General features: G+C 36.9%; 21 protein-coding genes and 1 other annotated feature. Of the genes, 13 read left to right on the forward strand and 8 right to left on the reverse strand.

Going from position 1 to position 15,610, the window contains the following annotated elements:
• Positions 1 to 204: 204 nt before the first annotated feature.
• On the reverse strand, positions 205 to 1,065 hold the full coding sequence (locus ACY9Z2_RS16960) for a DegV family protein (protein ID WP_463610855.1): 861 nt from the start codon (positions 1,063 to 1,065) through the stop codon (positions 205 to 207).
• A 195-nt stretch (positions 1,066 to 1,260) separates the two neighbouring features.
• On the opposite strand from ACY9Z2_RS16960, the gene ACY9Z2_RS16965 reads away from it, so the two are divergent.
• Complete coding sequence (locus ACY9Z2_RS16965; protein ID WP_463610856.1) at positions 1,261 to 2,109, forward strand: YitT family protein; 849 nt, start codon at positions 1,261 to 1,263, stop codon at positions 2,107 to 2,109.
• Between the two features lie 166 nt (positions 2,110 to 2,275).
• Here the strand turns inward: ACY9Z2_RS16965 and ACY9Z2_RS16970 are convergent, their stop codons facing one another.
• The 4 genes from ACY9Z2_RS16970 to ACY9Z2_RS16985 all read right to left on the reverse strand — a co-directional run bounded on the left by ACY9Z2_RS16970 (position 2,276) and on the right by ACY9Z2_RS16985 (position 4,117).
• Entirely contained in the window at positions 2,276 to 2,539 is a 264-nt protein-coding gene (locus ACY9Z2_RS16970; RefSeq protein ID WP_463610857.1) for a NifU N-terminal domain-containing protein, read from the reverse strand.
• A gap of 205 nt (positions 2,540 to 2,744) precedes the next feature.
• Positions 2,745 to 2,939: a DUF3813 family protein gene (locus tag ACY9Z2_RS16975; protein WP_463610858.1), complete on the reverse strand. Its 195-nt coding sequence runs from the start codon at positions 2,937 to 2,939 to the stop codon at positions 2,745 to 2,747.
• Positions 2,940 to 3,089: a hypothetical protein gene (locus ACY9Z2_RS16980; RefSeq protein ID WP_463610859.1), complete on the reverse strand. Its 150-nt coding sequence runs from the start codon at positions 3,087 to 3,089 to the stop codon at positions 2,940 to 2,942.
• Positions 3,090 to 3,283: 194 nt separating this feature from the next.
• Positions 3,284 to 4,117, reverse strand: coding sequence for a Cof-type HAD-IIB family hydrolase (locus ACY9Z2_RS16985; RefSeq protein ID WP_463610860.1), 834 nt, complete (start codon positions 4,115 to 4,117; stop codon positions 3,284 to 3,286).
• Between the two features lie 340 nt (positions 4,118 to 4,457).
• Here ACY9Z2_RS16985 and yjfP point away from each other — a divergent pair, with 340 nt between their 5' ends.
• The 5 genes from yjfP (at position 4,458) to moaD (ending at position 7,308) form a co-directional block, all read left to right on the forward strand.
• Positions 4,458 to 5,219: an esterase gene (gene yjfP, locus ACY9Z2_RS16990; RefSeq protein ID WP_463610861.1), complete on the forward strand. Its 762-nt coding sequence runs from the start codon at positions 4,458 to 4,460 to the stop codon at positions 5,217 to 5,219.
• A 423-nt stretch (positions 5,220 to 5,642) separates the two neighbouring features.
• Positions 5,643 to 5,954 (forward strand): metal-sulfur cluster assembly factor, encoded by a 312-nt coding sequence (locus ACY9Z2_RS16995; RefSeq protein ID WP_463610862.1) that lies wholly within the window; start codon positions 5,643 to 5,645, stop codon positions 5,952 to 5,954.
• A 160-nt stretch (positions 5,955 to 6,114) separates the two neighbouring features.
• On the forward strand, positions 6,115 to 6,606 hold the full coding sequence (gene mobB, locus ACY9Z2_RS17000; RefSeq protein WP_463610863.1) for a molybdopterin-guanine dinucleotide biosynthesis protein B: 492 nt from the start codon (positions 6,115 to 6,117) through the stop codon (positions 6,604 to 6,606).
• A gap of 2 nt (positions 6,607 to 6,608) precedes the next feature.
• A complete protein-coding gene (locus tag ACY9Z2_RS17005; RefSeq protein WP_463610864.1) occupies positions 6,609 to 7,082 on the forward strand; it encodes a molybdenum cofactor biosynthesis protein MoaE in 474 nt (157 codons plus the stop codon).
• Positions 7,075 to 7,308: a molybdopterin converting factor subunit 1 gene (moaD, locus tag ACY9Z2_RS17010; protein WP_463610865.1), complete on the forward strand. Its 234-nt coding sequence runs from the start codon at positions 7,075 to 7,077 to the stop codon at positions 7,306 to 7,308. The genes ACY9Z2_RS17005 and moaD overlap by 8 nt, the downstream gene beginning before the upstream one ends.
• A 12-nt stretch (positions 7,309 to 7,320) precedes the next feature.
• Here moaD and ACY9Z2_RS17015 read toward each other — a convergent pair whose 3' ends face one another.
• Positions 7,321 to 7,623 (reverse strand): YrhK family protein, encoded by a 303-nt coding sequence (locus ACY9Z2_RS17015; protein ID WP_463610866.1) that lies wholly within the window; start codon positions 7,621 to 7,623, stop codon positions 7,321 to 7,323.
• 145 nt (positions 7,624 to 7,768) lie between these two features.
• Here ACY9Z2_RS17015 and ACY9Z2_RS17020 point away from each other — a divergent pair, with 145 nt between their 5' ends.
• Positions 7,769 to 8,089, forward strand: coding sequence for a hypothetical protein (locus tag ACY9Z2_RS17020; RefSeq protein ID WP_463610867.1), 321 nt, complete (start codon positions 7,769 to 7,771; stop codon positions 8,087 to 8,089).
• Positions 8,090 to 8,170: 81 nt separating this feature from the next.
• On the opposite strand, the gene ACY9Z2_RS17025 is transcribed toward ACY9Z2_RS17020, so the two are convergent.
• Entirely contained in the window at positions 8,171 to 8,350 is a 180-nt protein-coding gene (locus ACY9Z2_RS17025) for a DUF2929 family protein (RefSeq protein ID WP_463610868.1), read from the reverse strand.
• 101 nt (positions 8,351 to 8,451) lie between these two features.
• On the opposite strand from ACY9Z2_RS17025, the gene ACY9Z2_RS17030 reads away from it, so the two are divergent.
• The 6 genes from ACY9Z2_RS17030 to ACY9Z2_RS17055 all read left to right on the forward strand — a co-directional run bounded on the left by ACY9Z2_RS17030 (position 8,452) and on the right by ACY9Z2_RS17055 (position 14,086).
• A complete protein-coding gene (locus tag ACY9Z2_RS17030) occupies positions 8,452 to 9,063 on the forward strand; it encodes a hypothetical protein (protein ID WP_463610869.1) in 612 nt (203 codons plus the stop codon).
• 93 nt (positions 9,064 to 9,156) lie between these two features.
• Positions 9,157 to 10,116, forward strand: coding sequence for a BMP family ABC transporter substrate-binding protein (locus ACY9Z2_RS17035; RefSeq protein WP_463610870.1), 960 nt, complete (start codon positions 9,157 to 9,159; stop codon positions 10,114 to 10,116).
• Positions 10,117 to 10,362: 246 nt separating this feature from the next.
• Complete coding sequence (locus ACY9Z2_RS17040; RefSeq protein ID WP_463610871.1) at positions 10,363 to 11,301, forward strand: beta-ketoacyl-ACP synthase III; 939 nt, start codon at positions 10,363 to 10,365, stop codon at positions 11,299 to 11,301.
• Positions 11,302 to 11,340: 39 nt separating this feature from the next.
• Positions 11,341 to 12,582, forward strand: coding sequence for a beta-ketoacyl-ACP synthase II (fabF, locus tag ACY9Z2_RS17045; protein WP_463610872.1), 1,242 nt, complete (start codon positions 11,341 to 11,343; stop codon positions 12,580 to 12,582).
• 458 nt (positions 12,583 to 13,040) lie between these two features.
• Positions 13,041 to 13,238, forward strand: coding sequence for a YuzI family membrane protein (locus ACY9Z2_RS17050; RefSeq protein ID WP_463610873.1), 198 nt, complete (start codon positions 13,041 to 13,043; stop codon positions 13,236 to 13,238).
• An 86-nt stretch (positions 13,239 to 13,324) separates the two neighbouring features.
• Complete coding sequence (locus ACY9Z2_RS17055) at positions 13,325 to 14,086, forward strand: YjbA family protein (protein WP_463610874.1); 762 nt, start codon at positions 13,325 to 13,327, stop codon at positions 14,084 to 14,086.
• Between the two features lie 63 nt (positions 14,087 to 14,149).
• Here the strand turns inward: ACY9Z2_RS17055 and trpS are convergent, their stop codons facing one another.
• A complete protein-coding gene (gene trpS / locus ACY9Z2_RS17060; protein ID WP_463610875.1) occupies positions 14,150 to 15,145 on the reverse strand; it encodes a tryptophan--tRNA ligase in 996 nt (331 codons plus the stop codon).
• A 68-nt stretch (positions 15,146 to 15,213) separates the two neighbouring features.
• Positions 15,214 to 15,390: a binding site (T-box leader), on the reverse strand.
• Positions 15,391 to 15,610 lie beyond the last annotated feature (220 nt).

Genomic DNA, 15,610 nt, shown 5'->3' on the forward strand with positions numbered 1-15,610 from the left:
AAAATTAGGGCCTATGTGCCTGTTTGCGGACTGAGGATGCGCTATTTAATAAAAAGCACCTGATTTCTATCTGTTTTCACAATATAACGCATCCTGAGTCCTCTTAACCTATAAAAAAGGTGTGAAAAGTAAAAATAACGGCTTCTGTGTCCGCTACAGAGTAGTCTCTGACAGCTTGATTATTTTTTAGTTTATCCTGAAATCTTACTTATTCTCACTATTCAAGAAAAATAAAGCCAATGTTCCAGGGCCTGAATGTGCACCAATAGCTGAGCCAACCATTTCAATTTGAATGTCTTTTGGCTCAAACTTGTCCTTAATTAGTCCAGCTAATTTCTCTGCAGTTTCCAAATCATCTCCGTGACTGATACCAATTACCTGGTTTGAAAAATCTGTTCCACGTTCATCCATGATCTCGATGATACGGGAAAGCAGCTTTTTGGAGCCTCTGATTTTTTCCAATGGAATCAATTTACCATCATCTACATGTAAGATTGGTTTAATTTTTAATAATGTACCAACAAAAGCCGCAGTTTTGCTAACTCGTCCACCGCGATATAAGTATTCTAAGTCATCTACAGTAAAAATATGTTCCATATGTTCTGCATGGTAGGTTGCAGTTTCAATAATTTCATCTACAGTGGCACCTTGTTGTGCAAGTTGGGCAGCTCGAATAATAACTAGTCCGATTCCGAGTGATGCACATTTTGTATCAATTACATGAATTACAGCTTCAGGGTAATCCTCTTTAATTTCTTGTTCTACTATTTTCGCTGCTTGGAAAGTGCCTGATAATTCGGATGATAATGCAAAATAAACTAAGGGTTGATTTGCTTCAGCATATGATGTAAAAATGGTTTTAAACGATTGTTGTGAAGCTTGTGCCGTTTTAGGGCTTTTCCCATCACGCATAGCATCGTAAATTGTTTTTGGCGTGATTGTCTTTCCGTCTTCATACTCTTTTTCATTCAATTGAACGGTTAACGGTACCATTTCAATACCATATTCGTTATAATGTGTTTTTGACAAATCACATGCAGAATCGGCAAGTATTTTGACATTCATTCCATTCACCTACATTCCTATAAAATTCTTATATTTCTTTCAGTTTAATGCTAGTATATGGGATAGTCAAAGTATATTTTTCACAGGTGAGCTTTCTTACTGCATAGACGCAAGAAGGCTTTCGCCATAAAGGCTTGCGAAGCCAAGTTTTTCTAACAAAATTTCAGTAAAAGATGTTGCAACAAGGAGGTAGCCATGTTCTTATTCGAATCAAAACGTATTCTTATTGTTATTTTTGGATCGTTGCTAAACGCGATTTCATTGAACTTTTTCCTAATTGGAGCCAATGTATATGCTAGTGGATTTACTGGCGCAGCACAGCTCATCTCCAGTGTATTTAATGACGTACTAGGGATAAGCTTAAGTACTGGTATTCTTTTATTTATCCTTAATATTCCGGTGGCGATCTTGGGCTGGTTTAAAGTAGGAAGAGGATTTACGATTTACAGTGCCATTTCCGTCCTGTTTACAACGATTTTCTTAACCTTTATCCCAGTAATTGAGTTGTCTGAAGATATCATCCTAAATGCAGTATTTGGCGGTGTAATCGGTGGTATAGGTGTCGGGATAACATTAAAACTTGGTGCATCAACTGGTGGTATGGACATTGTAGCAATGGTTCTTTCTCGAATGAAGGATAAGCCGATTGGAACTTATTTCTTAATTTTAAATGCTGTAATCATTGCAATGGCTGGTATCCTTTACAAGCCAGAGAACGCTTTGTATACGATGCTAACATTATACGTGACAACGTATGTGATTGACGCAATTCATACTCGTCACGAAAAGGTAACTGCTATGATTATTACGCACAAAGCTGATGAATTACAGCGTGCGATTCATAATAAAATGGTACGTGGAATTACAATAATTCCAGTAAAAGGTGCTTATTTAAAAGAAGATAAAAATATGATGTATCTTGTTATTACAAGATATGAATTGTATGATTTAGAACGAATTATAGGCGAGGTAGATCCAAACGCCTTCACAAATATTGTTCAAACAACAGGTATTTTCGGTTTCTTTCGAAGAGATAGTGTCTAAGTGGGTTCCGCTTCCGATCGAGGGAGCGGTTTTTTCTATATTAGAAAACTTGGCTTATCGCCAAGGATTCATGGCGAAAGCCTTAGTTGCCCTTTTACTTTCCTACCAGTACAAAAAAGACAGCAAATGTTGGCTGCTGTCAGTCAGTCGGATGGAACTATGTATTTTAGTATCCGTGTTTTTCAAATACTTCTTGTACGCGAGGGGTTAGGTTGTCCCATTCCGCATCAAATTGCTTGTTTACAGTGATAAAATTTTGATACCCAAAAACATTGTCTACACCTTCAAGTTGCATTAAATCATTCAGTATTTCGTGTTCACTTGTATCACCTGGCATTACGGAGATACTATTTGTTCCTTCAAAAATCAATTTATCAGTTGTAAATTTCAATGCGTTCGGATTCGGTGTTGCTTCTGCTCTTACTCCCATCAATAAACCCTCCTAATTCTCTACTTAGGTCTATATTATCAGATGACAACAAATTAGAAAAGCGCAAGTAACTTGAAGGTGAATGATAAAAAGTACCTGGCCTTGTTAAAAGGACCAGGTACCAACGTTAGTGTTAATTTCCGAGTTAATTTCTATATTAAGGAAGAAATCGTACACAACGCAAAATTTATGCGGATTGTGGTGACTAGCTAGTTTGGTTTTTCGATTTAAGTTGCTGTTCTAATTGTTGCAGCTGTTGTTGTTCTTCAGGTGAACAATCAGATTTAGCAGCTTGAATCGCATTGTGTGCTGCTTGTTTTTCTTGTTGGCTCGCAGCACCTTGCATATTAGCTAAGTTTGAGACGGCATTTTTGGCTTGTTGAAAGAGATTATTTCCCACCTAAAACCCTCCTACAGTGTGGTTATCAGCTTCCTCACGTTTTCTTTCTGAATCACTAAATCGTGATCGATAAGGAAAACGTTCGGAATGCTGTTTGACGGAAGTTGCACCTTGCTGAGTAAAACGCTTTGATTTGCTCTTTTTGCTCAACGTAAATCCCCCCAGAGATTTCTTTGATCCTTAGTGTAATCTAAGTGAAAAAAGAAAAGTGAACGCTTGTTGCGCTCACTTATAGTATGGACGGCTATTATATTTATATTGATGGAAAATAACAGAAATACTTTCAAAAAATGTTCGGTGGCCAGTAAAATGAACTCAAACCCACCACTGAATGGAGTTTCACTTTATGACGTTTTTACTTGAAGCTTTAAATATTCCTCAAGAAATAAGCCGATACCGTCTTCCTCGTTCGTGCGGGTTACATGCTTAGCAACTGCTTTCAGCTCATCGATCGCATTACCCATAGCTACTCCAACGTCCGCATATTCAATCATTTCTAAGTCATTATCTTCATCACCAAATGCAATTATTCGCTCAACAGGTATGTCAAAATAATGTGCTACTTTTTGCAATCCAACTGCTTTGTTCATTCCTTTTTTGACAATTTCAATGATGTTCCAGGGAGCTCCCCATTTGCGGTGTTCGATCAATTCAGCATGATAATCATCTAAGTGTGTACGAATTTCTTGAATATGCTCTTCTTTTGGATGGATAAGGATGGACGTTGGATCTTCTTTTAATTCGTTTTTTAAGCTACCAATCGTAAACGGAGAATCGTTGTCGGTTGCTTGAAAAATGCTAATAATGTCTTCGTTGTACTGATCAAGGTAAACTTCGTCTTTTACTTCTGCAAGTATGTTGTGTACATTAAGCTCATAACATGCATCAATAATCTTATGGGCGGTTCGAATAGGTAGTGGATTATGTAATGCGTCCCATTTATCATCAGTTGGGTGATGGATTAATGCACCATTAAAATTAACCATTGGTGTATCTAATCCTAGGCTATGATAATAATTAATACTCGCGCGATGTGGCCTTCCAGTAGCAATTACTACAATATGTCCTGCATCCATAGCTGAGAGGACAGTTTGTTTTGTACGTTCACTAATTTTTTTGTTATCCGTTAATAGCGTTCCATCTAAATCGAGCGCTATTAAATGTCGTTTATTTTCCATAAGCTTCACCTCGTATGACCTTAGTTTATAGGGGACAATCTCCATTGTAAAGCATTTCTTGTTTGTTTAGAAAACTAAAGACCAGGAGCACTGTAGGTAAATTATATTTACAAACAGCCACGTCCAGCTCCAGCGCCCAGCAACTAGCAAACTTCACGCTCCTCCACTGCGATAAGTCAACATCGGCTCGTCCCTCACCGTGTTTCCTATATCTCATTTCGGAGCCCTCCAGTTTGTACGTTGCTAACCGGGCGCTTACGCTTTTGCTCTTTCATGCTTGCAAATTATGCTTTGTCAGGACTATCATTAAATAAATATACTTCCTAAGGAGAAATATTCGATGATCGGGATAAATAATAGAAAATTTAACAAAATTCCAGCATTAGTTATTGTTGATACAAAAAAAGAAAATGAAGCATTACCTGTTGTCCTATATCACCATGGTTTTACGAGTGCAAAAGAACATAACTTACCACTAGCCTTTTTATTAGCGGAAAAGGGATTTCGTGTCGTGCTACCGGATAGTGAATATCATGGTGAACGTGAAATTGAAATTTCGTCTATAAAAAAACAAATATCATTTTGGGACATCGTTATGCAAAATGTAAAAGAAACAAAAGAAATTTACGATGTTTTACAAAAAGAAAATGTAATTGCCGATGATCGTTTTGGTATTGCTGGGACAAGCATGGGTGGAATCACAACTGCAGCTACGTTAACACAATACCCATGGATTAAAGTAGCGGCTGTGTTGATGGGTTCACCTAAAATTACTACCTATGCAAAAACGTTGGTGAATAGTTTTAAACGCATGGGGGATTTGCCTGTTACCGATGAGATGATTCAATATCTTTTTGAATCGCTAAAGCAATATGATTTATCCGAACAAATGGAAAAGCTGAACAATCGTCCGTTATTGTTTTGGCACGGAGAAAATGACTCGGTGGTACCTTTTGACCATTCGTATACGTTTTATGATGAAGCGAGAGAACTTTATCAAAATAAGGATAATATTCAATTTTTGAATCAAGCGAATCAAGGACATAAGGTAAGTCGTTACGCTATTTTAGAAACGGTAAAATGGTTTGATAAGCACTTATAGAGGATGTTCAAAAGGTCCGGTGAAAATGACACATCGAATTTCTTCGTTGGCTTGCTTTTCCGTTCCTTGGAAAAGAAAAACGCTTTTCCTGCGTGCTAGATCGTTTCCTCACGTATTAATAGCATACGTTCCGGTACTCAAAGCTACGCTGCCTCGAACTTCTTGGTCCTTTTTATCCTCCTTTTTGAACACGTATTTAGCAGTTTGACGGGCAGTAATACGCCCTCATTAATTTTGCAAAAGAATTAGGGGAAGATAAGAGAGGGATTTAACTGACCGTAAACGCCCGATACTGTTCAACTATCATTCAGTGGGGAAAAAAGGCACTCCCACTAAATGAAGTTTCACTTTATAGGCAATCAATTTAAATTTTGGCTGAAATATGTTTAAATATAAATAGGAAAAGTGAGGAGGGCTTATATCATGGAAGAAGCATTAAAAGATAATATGATTGGTGCACTTGAGAACGTAATTGATCCAGAACTTGGGATTGATATCGTGAATCTTGGTTTAATATACAACGTGGACTTAGACGATAATGGACTTTGTACCGTTACGATGACACTAACTGCTATGGGGTGCCCACTTGCAGGACACATCGAACAAGACGTACGTCATGCATTGTCTGACATTCCTGAGGTAAAGGAAATCGAAGTTAATATCGTATGGAATCCTCCATGGGGCAAAGATAAAATGTCTCGTTACGCAAAAATCGCACTTGGCATACCAGATTGATCGATTCAATAATTCGCACGTTGATCCGTTAAAATCGTATTATGAAGTAGATTGAACTCGGTTTCGTGTGATTTTGAATGCGTTTTATTGTGATGAAAAGGGTTGGTTCATAGTTATGGATCATCCCTTTTTATTATTTAAAAATAAGGGAATGTATGATATGAAAATCATTCAAGTAGTCGGATACAAAAATTCTGGGAAAACGAGCTTGATTAAGCAGCTTGTTGAACTTTTTTCTAGAAAGAACCTCGTAGTTGGTACATTGAAACATCACGGCCATGGTGGAGATATCGATTTACCCGAAAGCAGGGATAGTACAGACCAGTTTGAATCAGGCGCCTTTATAAGTGGGGTGCAAGGAGAAACAATTACGCAGCTTACACTACATAATCTTCACTTTAATCGACTAATTGACATCTATTCGACGTTACCAATTGATTTGTTGTTAATTGAAGGCTATAAACAAGCAGATTATCCTAAAATTGTCTTGGTAAAAAATAGCGATGATTTATCGCTTTTTGAGGATTTATCTAATATAATTGCAGTAGGAACAACTGGATTTTTAAAAACACAAAAGCACTCATCCTTTGATATTACGAAAAAAGAGAACATAGTTGAATTAGCATACATAATAGAACAATTGAAGGTGTAAGCATGGACAAGCAATATTGGGTTACAGATAAAGTACTAAATGTGAACGATTGTGTGACAAAGGTAACGCGAAACGAAGCTGGAGCAATTAATACGTTCATTGGTACGGTAAGAGAGTTTACAAAAGGAAAACGAACATTATACTTGGAGTATCAAGCATACACATCAATGGCAGAAAAGAAACTTGCACAAATTGGTGATGAAATTGCTTTAAAGTGGGAGAATACAGAAACTGCAATTGCACATCGTGTTGGACCCTTAGAGATTTCAGAAATAGCTGTTGTGATTGCTGTTTCAACTCCACACAGGAATGATGCGTTTGAGGCAAGTAAGTATGCTATTGAACGAATCAAGGAAATTGTTCCAATTTGGAAGAAAGAACATTGGGAAGATGGAACCCTTTGGATTGGTGACCAAAAAGAAAATAAATCGTACAAAGAGAGCCTTCCAAATAAGGAGGATATGCAAAATGATTAACGTATTATTTTTTGCTGAACTTCGCGAAGCAATTGGTCAAGATAAAATCACGATAGAAGCCGATGATATAACGGTCAAGGAACTAAAAGACAGGTATTTAAAGGATTATCCATTGGAGAACCTCGATGGATCCATGGTAGCAGTAAATGAGGAGTACGCTGAAGAAAATAAGCTGCTTAGAAGTGGCGATGTTATTGCCTTTATTCCACCGGTAAGCGGGGGATAATAATGAAAATTTCTAGCTTTCATCGCTAGAAATTTTTTTGTTATCTACTGTTTTTTTCGACATGTGGGAGAAGTAAAACGCATGCATAATTTTGATGATTGGACGGGCAAGCAACTGAACGCTTCCGATTATGAAAAGAATGGTTCCCCCTGTTTGGGTTGATTCGAATAAGAACAAAATACTACCAATTAAAAACTCTAATCCAAGTGTTAAGTCGTTCATCAATGCAAAAAAACGGTACTTTTTGTTGAACGAAATTTCATATGTTCCAATATGAAAATCAATAAATTTATCCTCGTCTTCGATTTTAAACATTATGAAAGCCTCCATTTTTACGTTTACATTTCCTATTCCCTAGCATAGTGTTCTACTAAACAAAGGGCTATCATAATAAATTTTTCTAAGCATTTATCACGCATAAGTAACTAATTGAATAGTCTAGTTGGTGAGGAGGATGAATATGAAAAATAATTATAATCACCAACATATATACGATTTATGCAAAAAACATATGCACTCTTATGTTCTTGCTGAAACGAACGATGGTAATAAAATTGATGGTATTATAACTGGGTTAGATGATGATTATGTATACATTGCTGTTCCAAATGATCAATCAAATCATCACGGATACCGCGAAGAAGATCGACAGTTTGGTTATGGATATCCAGGTTATGGTTATGGACCAGGATACGGTTACTATGGGCGTCCAAGAAGATTTAGCCGGCTAGTACTTCCGCTTGCTGCACTAACCGCATTAAGTATTTTACCATGGTATTAATGAACTCGAATCATACACAAAACCCTTGCCAACTTTTAAAGGCAAGGGTTTGTGTAAGTAAGATTGTTTTCGAGTATATGTTTATGCTTCGCTATCGCCTTTAAGAACACCTTCAGATAAGATGAAGGCCGCTACTGAAAGGATAATAGCTAGTATAAGTGAATGCATCATATTAAATGCACCCCCACCCATACTTGTTAAAATATACGAAAGAACACCGCTTAATAGTAATGACCATATAAATGTCAATAAAAAACGCATGATTAACACCTCATTTTTCTACATTTCCATGTCTAGTTTACCAAATACATGTTGAAATGAAAAGTGGATTTTGAAGAATATTACGTAGAGGATGGTTATTTATGACTATTTGTGTAACAAACTGTTTGCACTGGATAGGGTTCCATCTTGTGAATCGATTATTAGAAGAAGGAAATGCTATCGATGGATTAGCGACAATTGACTCAGAAGGGGAGGAAGAGCGTTTGTTCATGTTTGGCCGAAATAGTTCCTTCACACTTTATAATGATGATAGGGAGTTGAAAGAAAATACGTATACTGAACTTATTTTGTTAGATTATAGTAAAGTACCTTCTGTTTGTGCAGACAAAACATATAATTTAGTAGATGATTTACAAACATCTAATTTTATCAACATAAAATTGCCGCTTTTGTTCGGTGAATGGATGCCGATGGACGAAAAAGGGATATACGAAAGTGGACAATATATTCCATTTGATTCCGACAGATTTCAAAGAGAAGCTATTTATATTGGTGATTTTATTGACTGTTTTATGCAATGGAGAAATGTACCAGAAATGCCAAGATACATTTCATTATCAAAAGAAAAGAAATTACAGAAGGAAGATGAAGCAATTGAAAAGAAATTATTTATCAGGGAAAATAGACCTATAGAAAAGCAGGTCAATAACCTGATTAATCACTATAAAAAAGTGAAAAATAGCAATTTGTAAAGTAAACGTAATAATTAATTTCGTTTACGGTTAATGCTTTAAGCGATACAATAAGTAATAGGATGTAGTGATATTCATGGATTGGGAGTGCAAATGTTGAAGAACTTATTCGTCATATTCCTTATTATTTCAGGCTTTCTATTACTATCAGCATGTAACGACTATCTAGAAACAGGGCAAATTCAAAATGTAGGTATGCTAGTAGAAGGTACTGTAGATGATCAAGCTTGGGGACAAAAGGGCTATGATGGATTGAAAAAAATAGAACAAAGGTTTGACGTGAATGTTTACTACAAAGAGGGTATTAAGACCCAACAAGAAGTAAATGATGCAGTTGATGAATTTGTTAACGACGGTGTAAATCTTATTTTTGGCCATAGTAATACATATGGGAAATATTTTATCAACATCGCTAAATCCTACCCAGATGTGCATTTTGTTTATTTTAATGGAGGCTATCACGCGGAAAATGTTACTAGTTTAAATTTCAACTCACATGCTATGGGCTTTTTCGGCGGAATGGTAGCAGGTAAAATGACTGAAACTAATCAAATCGGTATTATTGCTGCTCATGAATGGCAACCCGAAATAGAAGGTTTTTATGAAGGAGTTAAATATCAGAATCCTGAAGCAGAGGTACACATTGACTACGTAAGAAGCTGGACTGATACCGAAACGGCTTTGGCTATGTATGAAAACATGAAGAAAAATAAAGTTGATGTATTTTATCCAACTGGTGATGTATACAGTATTGATGTCATACAACGTGCGAGTCGAGAAGGCTTGTATGCTATTGGATATGTAACAGATCAGTCTTATATTGATGAAAAAATGGTATTAACGAGCACGGTACAACATGTGGACAAGCTTTATACATTAGCTGCTAAAAAGTTTGACAAGAAAGAACTGGACGGAGATATTCTAGTATTTGATTTTCAGGATGACGTCATATCACTTGGTGAATTCAGCCCACTTGTGCCAGAGGATTATCAAGAAAAAATAAAAGATACAATTGAAGAGTATAAAGATACAGCATTACTACCGAATGAATAGGAACGATGAATCAACTCATTGTTTCTATTTTTTATTTTCTTTAGTAGAAAAGGTGTAACGGACCTCTCATCCTGCAAAATAACCCTATAATTTTATTCAGATTGCAAAACCGCATTAGCACCGATATGGATATCTTTATGCCAATCATTTTAGGATATTCTGCTTGCAAGTAACAATGGAATGCATTAAAATTAGTACCAAGTCATAATATTTGATAATAAATATAATTTTTAAGGGGATGGAAAGATGAATGTTGGCATATTAGGTACAGGTCATTTTGTTCCAACCAATGTCGTTACAAATAAAGATATGGAAAAAAAAGTAGATACAAGCGATGAATGGATTCGTACCCGTACGGGAATAGAAGAACGCCGTATAGCTGATGATGATACAGACACATCTGATATGGCTTTTTTTGCAGCACAACAGGCTTTAGAAGATGCGAATGTAGCCGCAGAGGAAATCGATTTAATCATCGTTGCAACGGTTACTCCAGATACACCGTTTCCTTCTGTAGCAAATCGCTTACAGGATAGGCTCGGAACAAGAACAATCGCTTCAATGGATCTTGGTGCAGCTTGCTCTGGGTTCATGTATGGACTAGTTACAGCTAGTCAATTTATCGAAACAAAAACGTATAAAAAAGCACTTGTAGTTGGTGTTGAAAAGCTTTCAAAAATTACCGATTGGGAAGATCGAAATACGTGTGTGTTATTCGGTGATGGTGCGGGTGCCGTTGTTGTCGGAGAAGTATCGGAAGGAAAAGGTATTTTATCGTTTGAATTAGGGTCAGACGGTTCAGGTGGTAAACATTTATATGAAGATAAAGATAAACACCTAATCATGAACGGTCGAGAAGTATTTAAATTCGCGGTTAGACAGATGCCCGAGTCATCGGTAAATGTGATAGAAAAAATTGGCTATAATAAAGAGGATGTTGACTACCTCATTCCGCATCAAGCGAATATTCGAATTATGAATGCTGCGCGCGAACGGTTGGGTATTTCAGAAGATAAGATGGCAACATCAATTAAAAAATACGGCAACACCTCATCTGCGTCGATACCAATTGCACTATCAGAAGAAGTGAAAAATGGTAAAATCAAAGAAAATGATTTAATCGTTATGGTAGGTTTTGGTGGTGGCTTGACGTGGGGCTCTGTAGCTTTACGTTGGGGAAGATAGACGAATAAAACGATTTAGTATATATAGGAGGAAAATGCAATGGAAGCAAGAAGAGTTGTTATAACTGGATTAGGAGCAGTGAGTCCAGTAGGAAATGATGTTTCTAGTATGTGGGATAGTATCGTTTCTGGAAAGTCAGGAATTGATACAGTTACTCGAGTAAACAAGGATGAGTTCCCAGCAACTGTTGCTGCGGAATTAAAAGATTTTGATCCAACTGCTTTTATGGATAAAAAAGATGCACGTAAAATGGATCGTTTCACACAATATGCAGTAGCAGCATCAAAAATGGCTGTTGAGGATGCGAAGCTTGAGATAAATGATTCTAATGCAAATCGTGTAGGCGTTTGGATTGGATCAGGAATTGGTGGAATGGATACGTATGAAGAGCAGCATAACAAGTTTTTGGAGCGTGGTTACAAGCGAGTAAGTCCATTCTTTGTACCGATGTTAATTCCGGACATGGCAGCTGGCCAGGTTTCTATTCAGTTAGGCGCAAAAGGGATAAATTCCTGCTCCGTTACTGCTTGTGCATCCGGTGCAAACTCAATTGGTGATGCATTTAAGGTAATCCAACGTGGGGATGCTGATTATATGGTTACAGGTGGAGCAGAGGCACCAATTACAAATATGGCATTTGCTGGGTTTAGTTCAATGAAGGCATTATCACCGAACCAAGATCCAAAAACAGCTAGCCGTCCATTTGATAAAAATCGCGATGGATTTGTCATGGGTGAAGGAGCAGGAATTCTTATTCTTGAATCGTTAGAGTCTGCTCTCGAACGAGGTGCTCATATTTATGGGGAAATCGTTGGTTATGGCTCTACAGGTGACGCTTATCATATTACTGCTCCAGCACAAGGTGGCGAAGGAGCAGCACGTGCGATGCAACAAGCAATAATTGATGCTGACATTGACGTAACAACTGTAGATTATATTAACGCACACGGTACAAGTACCGATTTGAATGACAAATTTGAAACAATGGCAATTAAAGATGTTTTTGGTGACCATGCTTATAAATTAGCAGTATCTTCAACAAAATCGATGACAGGTCATCTTTTAGGTGCAGCGGGTGGAATAGAATCCGTTATTGCAGTCAAATCATTGACTGACAACATTATCCCGCCAACAATAAACTATGAAACACCTGATGAAGAATGTGATTTAGACTACGTTCCAAATGAGGCAAGAAAACAAGACGTGAATGTGGTAATGAGCAACTCACTAGGGTTTGGTGGTCACAATGTTGCACTAATCTTTAAAAAATACGACAAGTAATTATAGGATATAAAAACGATATTCAGGCAACTTGCCTGAATATCGTTTTTTTTAGATCTTGAAAGGCGAGTTAATTTAGGGTAAGCGGACACCAAAGCCCTTATTTGTGGAAAAACAGACCAAATGCGACTGTCCGCGGACACAGGATTTCTTATACAGTCAAAAAATAGTAAATTCATCGTGTTTCCACTTAAATAAGGTATCCTGTGTCCGGCTAACCCATAAAACATGTCTGAAAAGCAAAAATAAGGTATTCTGTGTCCATTACCGAGCAGTTTCTTCCCGCAGGAAAGACTTCATCACAATTTATGCTTAATTGAATATAGCGACAACTAGGGTTTATGCTGGTTTGTGTCATTCTATTGATTCTAATAGAAAGAAGTAAGTATTATTCATTTTTGTTACCAGCCTAGCATATAGTATAAAAAATTGGACAAGTGTAGGTGGGGGATATGTTCATGGTTTTTTTATTTTTACTAGGTTTTGGACTAGCTGTTGCGGGTGGGGTTGTCCTAATTACATATTTAAACTTTATTCCTGCAGGACTCGCATGGATTGATTTTTTTAGCTATATTGTTACTAGACCTGAATGCTACTTTCTTCCAATAGGATTTATTTTCATGGCAATTGCTTTACATCACTACCCTTACAAATAGGAAAAATGTAGGTTATATTCGAATATTTTTCCAGTATCCTGGTCATAATGTATTTTAAAAGGTGGCATACAAAGTGAGGGTTTTCAATGTTATATTTACATGATGTTTGGGTTAACTGGTTTGAAGGTGAAGAAAATGGCTACAGTGTTTGCTACTTCCATGAATGGCGGAAAGAAGATGGCATCGAGTTGCTTGATCAGGTTCCATTACTATACATAGAGAAGGACCTTTACCGCTATATTGAAAATAATATGCACGATCTACCAAAGGCATTATTGGATATTATTTGTAAGCGTGCATATATTCGAAAAGGTCAGGAACGCATAGTCTTAGATTATGCTTGTGTAGTAACAGATGGAAGCGATATTATCGCCTTCGATACGGTAGGTTATCAAATTCCAATTAGAAAAAGTAGATTAATTCCAAGGCAAGAGCAACAGGTATATGATATGATAGCAGGCAACAAACCACAGAAATTTAAACTCGATGAAAAAATGAGAGAAAAAGAATACCATATTTTATCGATGGAGCCGGAATTGATTTATGGATTGACCCGAAGAGAACGACAACTAAAGCAATTATTAATGATGGCATTAGATCAATTACGAACCACGAATAACCATGACGAGTTACGTTATTGGCTAACGGAATGGAATCCAAAGAAATACCCGTCTATTCGCTTTATGGATCCTGATAAAATTTGGCAAGCACTATATGATGGAGCAAAACAAGGCTGGAGTAATGAGCATGAAAATCTATGTAGAAAATTAATTAAAGGACAACCATTCTTGGAGCGGCTTTGGGAACTTGAACAGGTACCAGAGGGTAGAACATCAAAACAAAATTGACTGATAAAAAAAAGCTAGATACTAGGGTTTAACGAACATGACCCTATTATCTAGCTTTTTTATTTATTTTTTTCTTACTCGACCAAGTCCAACTGCTTTTTTCGCCTTAGCTAGATTTTTATTCGCAACAATGGAAGCGCGGTTTGCACCATCGTCTAGAATCTCATCTAAAGCTTCTGAATTAATTAATTCATTGTAACGCTCTTGGATAGGGGACAATACGTTGATAACTGCTTCAGCTACAGCTGCTTTGAAATCTCCGTATCCTTTGCCTGTGAAATCTGCTTCAATATCTTTGATGGATTTATTGGAGCAACTTGCAAGGATTGTCATTAAGTTCGAGATCCCAGGCTTATTTTCTTTATCAAACTTTACTATACCTTCCGAATCGGTAACTGCACTTTTGATTTTTTTCTCAATCTTTTTTGGTTCATCAAGCATTGAAATAAACGATTTTTCATTCTCATCTGATTTACTCATTTTTTTCGTTGGATCCTGTAATGACATGATACGTGCCCCGACTTCTGGCATGCTTATGTCAGGAATGGTGAAAATATCATTAAATCGGTTGTTAAATCGCTGGGCTAAATCACGAGTTAGCTCAAGATGTTGTTTTTGATCATCACCAACAGGCACAATATCTGTATTGTATAGTAAAATATCGGCTGCCATTAATGGTGGATAGGTAAGCAATGCTGCAGAAACAGCTTCTTTTCCTTTTGACTTATCTTTGAATTGTGTCATTCGCTCAAGCTCTCCAGTGTAGCTAATGGTCTGCAAAATCCAACCTAACTGAGTATGTGCAGAGACTTCCGATTGAATGAACAACGTCGCTTTTTCGTGATCAATTCCAGCAGCAAGGTATAAGGCTGCAAGCGATCGTGTATTTTGACGAAGCTTTAATCGATCTTGTGGAACGGTAATAGCGTGTTCATCAACAATACAGAAATAACAATTGTGTTCATGTTGCAAATCGACAAAATGCTTCATAGCTCCAATATAGTTGCCAATTGTCAGTGTTCCACTTGGTTGAATACCAGAAAAAATTGTCTTTTCCATTTCTTTTTCCTCCATTGATTTGTAATACGAGGAATTTTGGGTATTAAAAAAAGCCCATTAATCCCTCAGCAAGGGACGAATGAACCGCGGTGCCACCCTAATTATTCTGCTATTTGCAGAATCACTTTAATAATAATTTTAGCTCCAAAGTCCAATTCCAATTCACCTTGATACTTGTTTTCACCAACCACAAGTTCTCTTATAATCAGAGGGTAATTGTACTACGCCTTTTTCATAGCTAATAATATTGACTTTTTAATATTATATATAGTCTTATCGCGAAATGCAAGAGTGGGATTTAGTACTTATAGGAGTGAAGATATTTTGAGACTGATATTACGTAAAGTAAGTTTTCCATCGATTGTATGAAGTGCTTTTCAGAGCAGAAGAACGAAAGAAATCCGGTTCATCAGGGGTATGAAACGCTTTTCAGAGCAGAAGAACGAAAGAAATCCGGTTCAACAG

It is taken from the genome of Virgibacillus sp. GM2-2 (assembly GCF_055329585.1).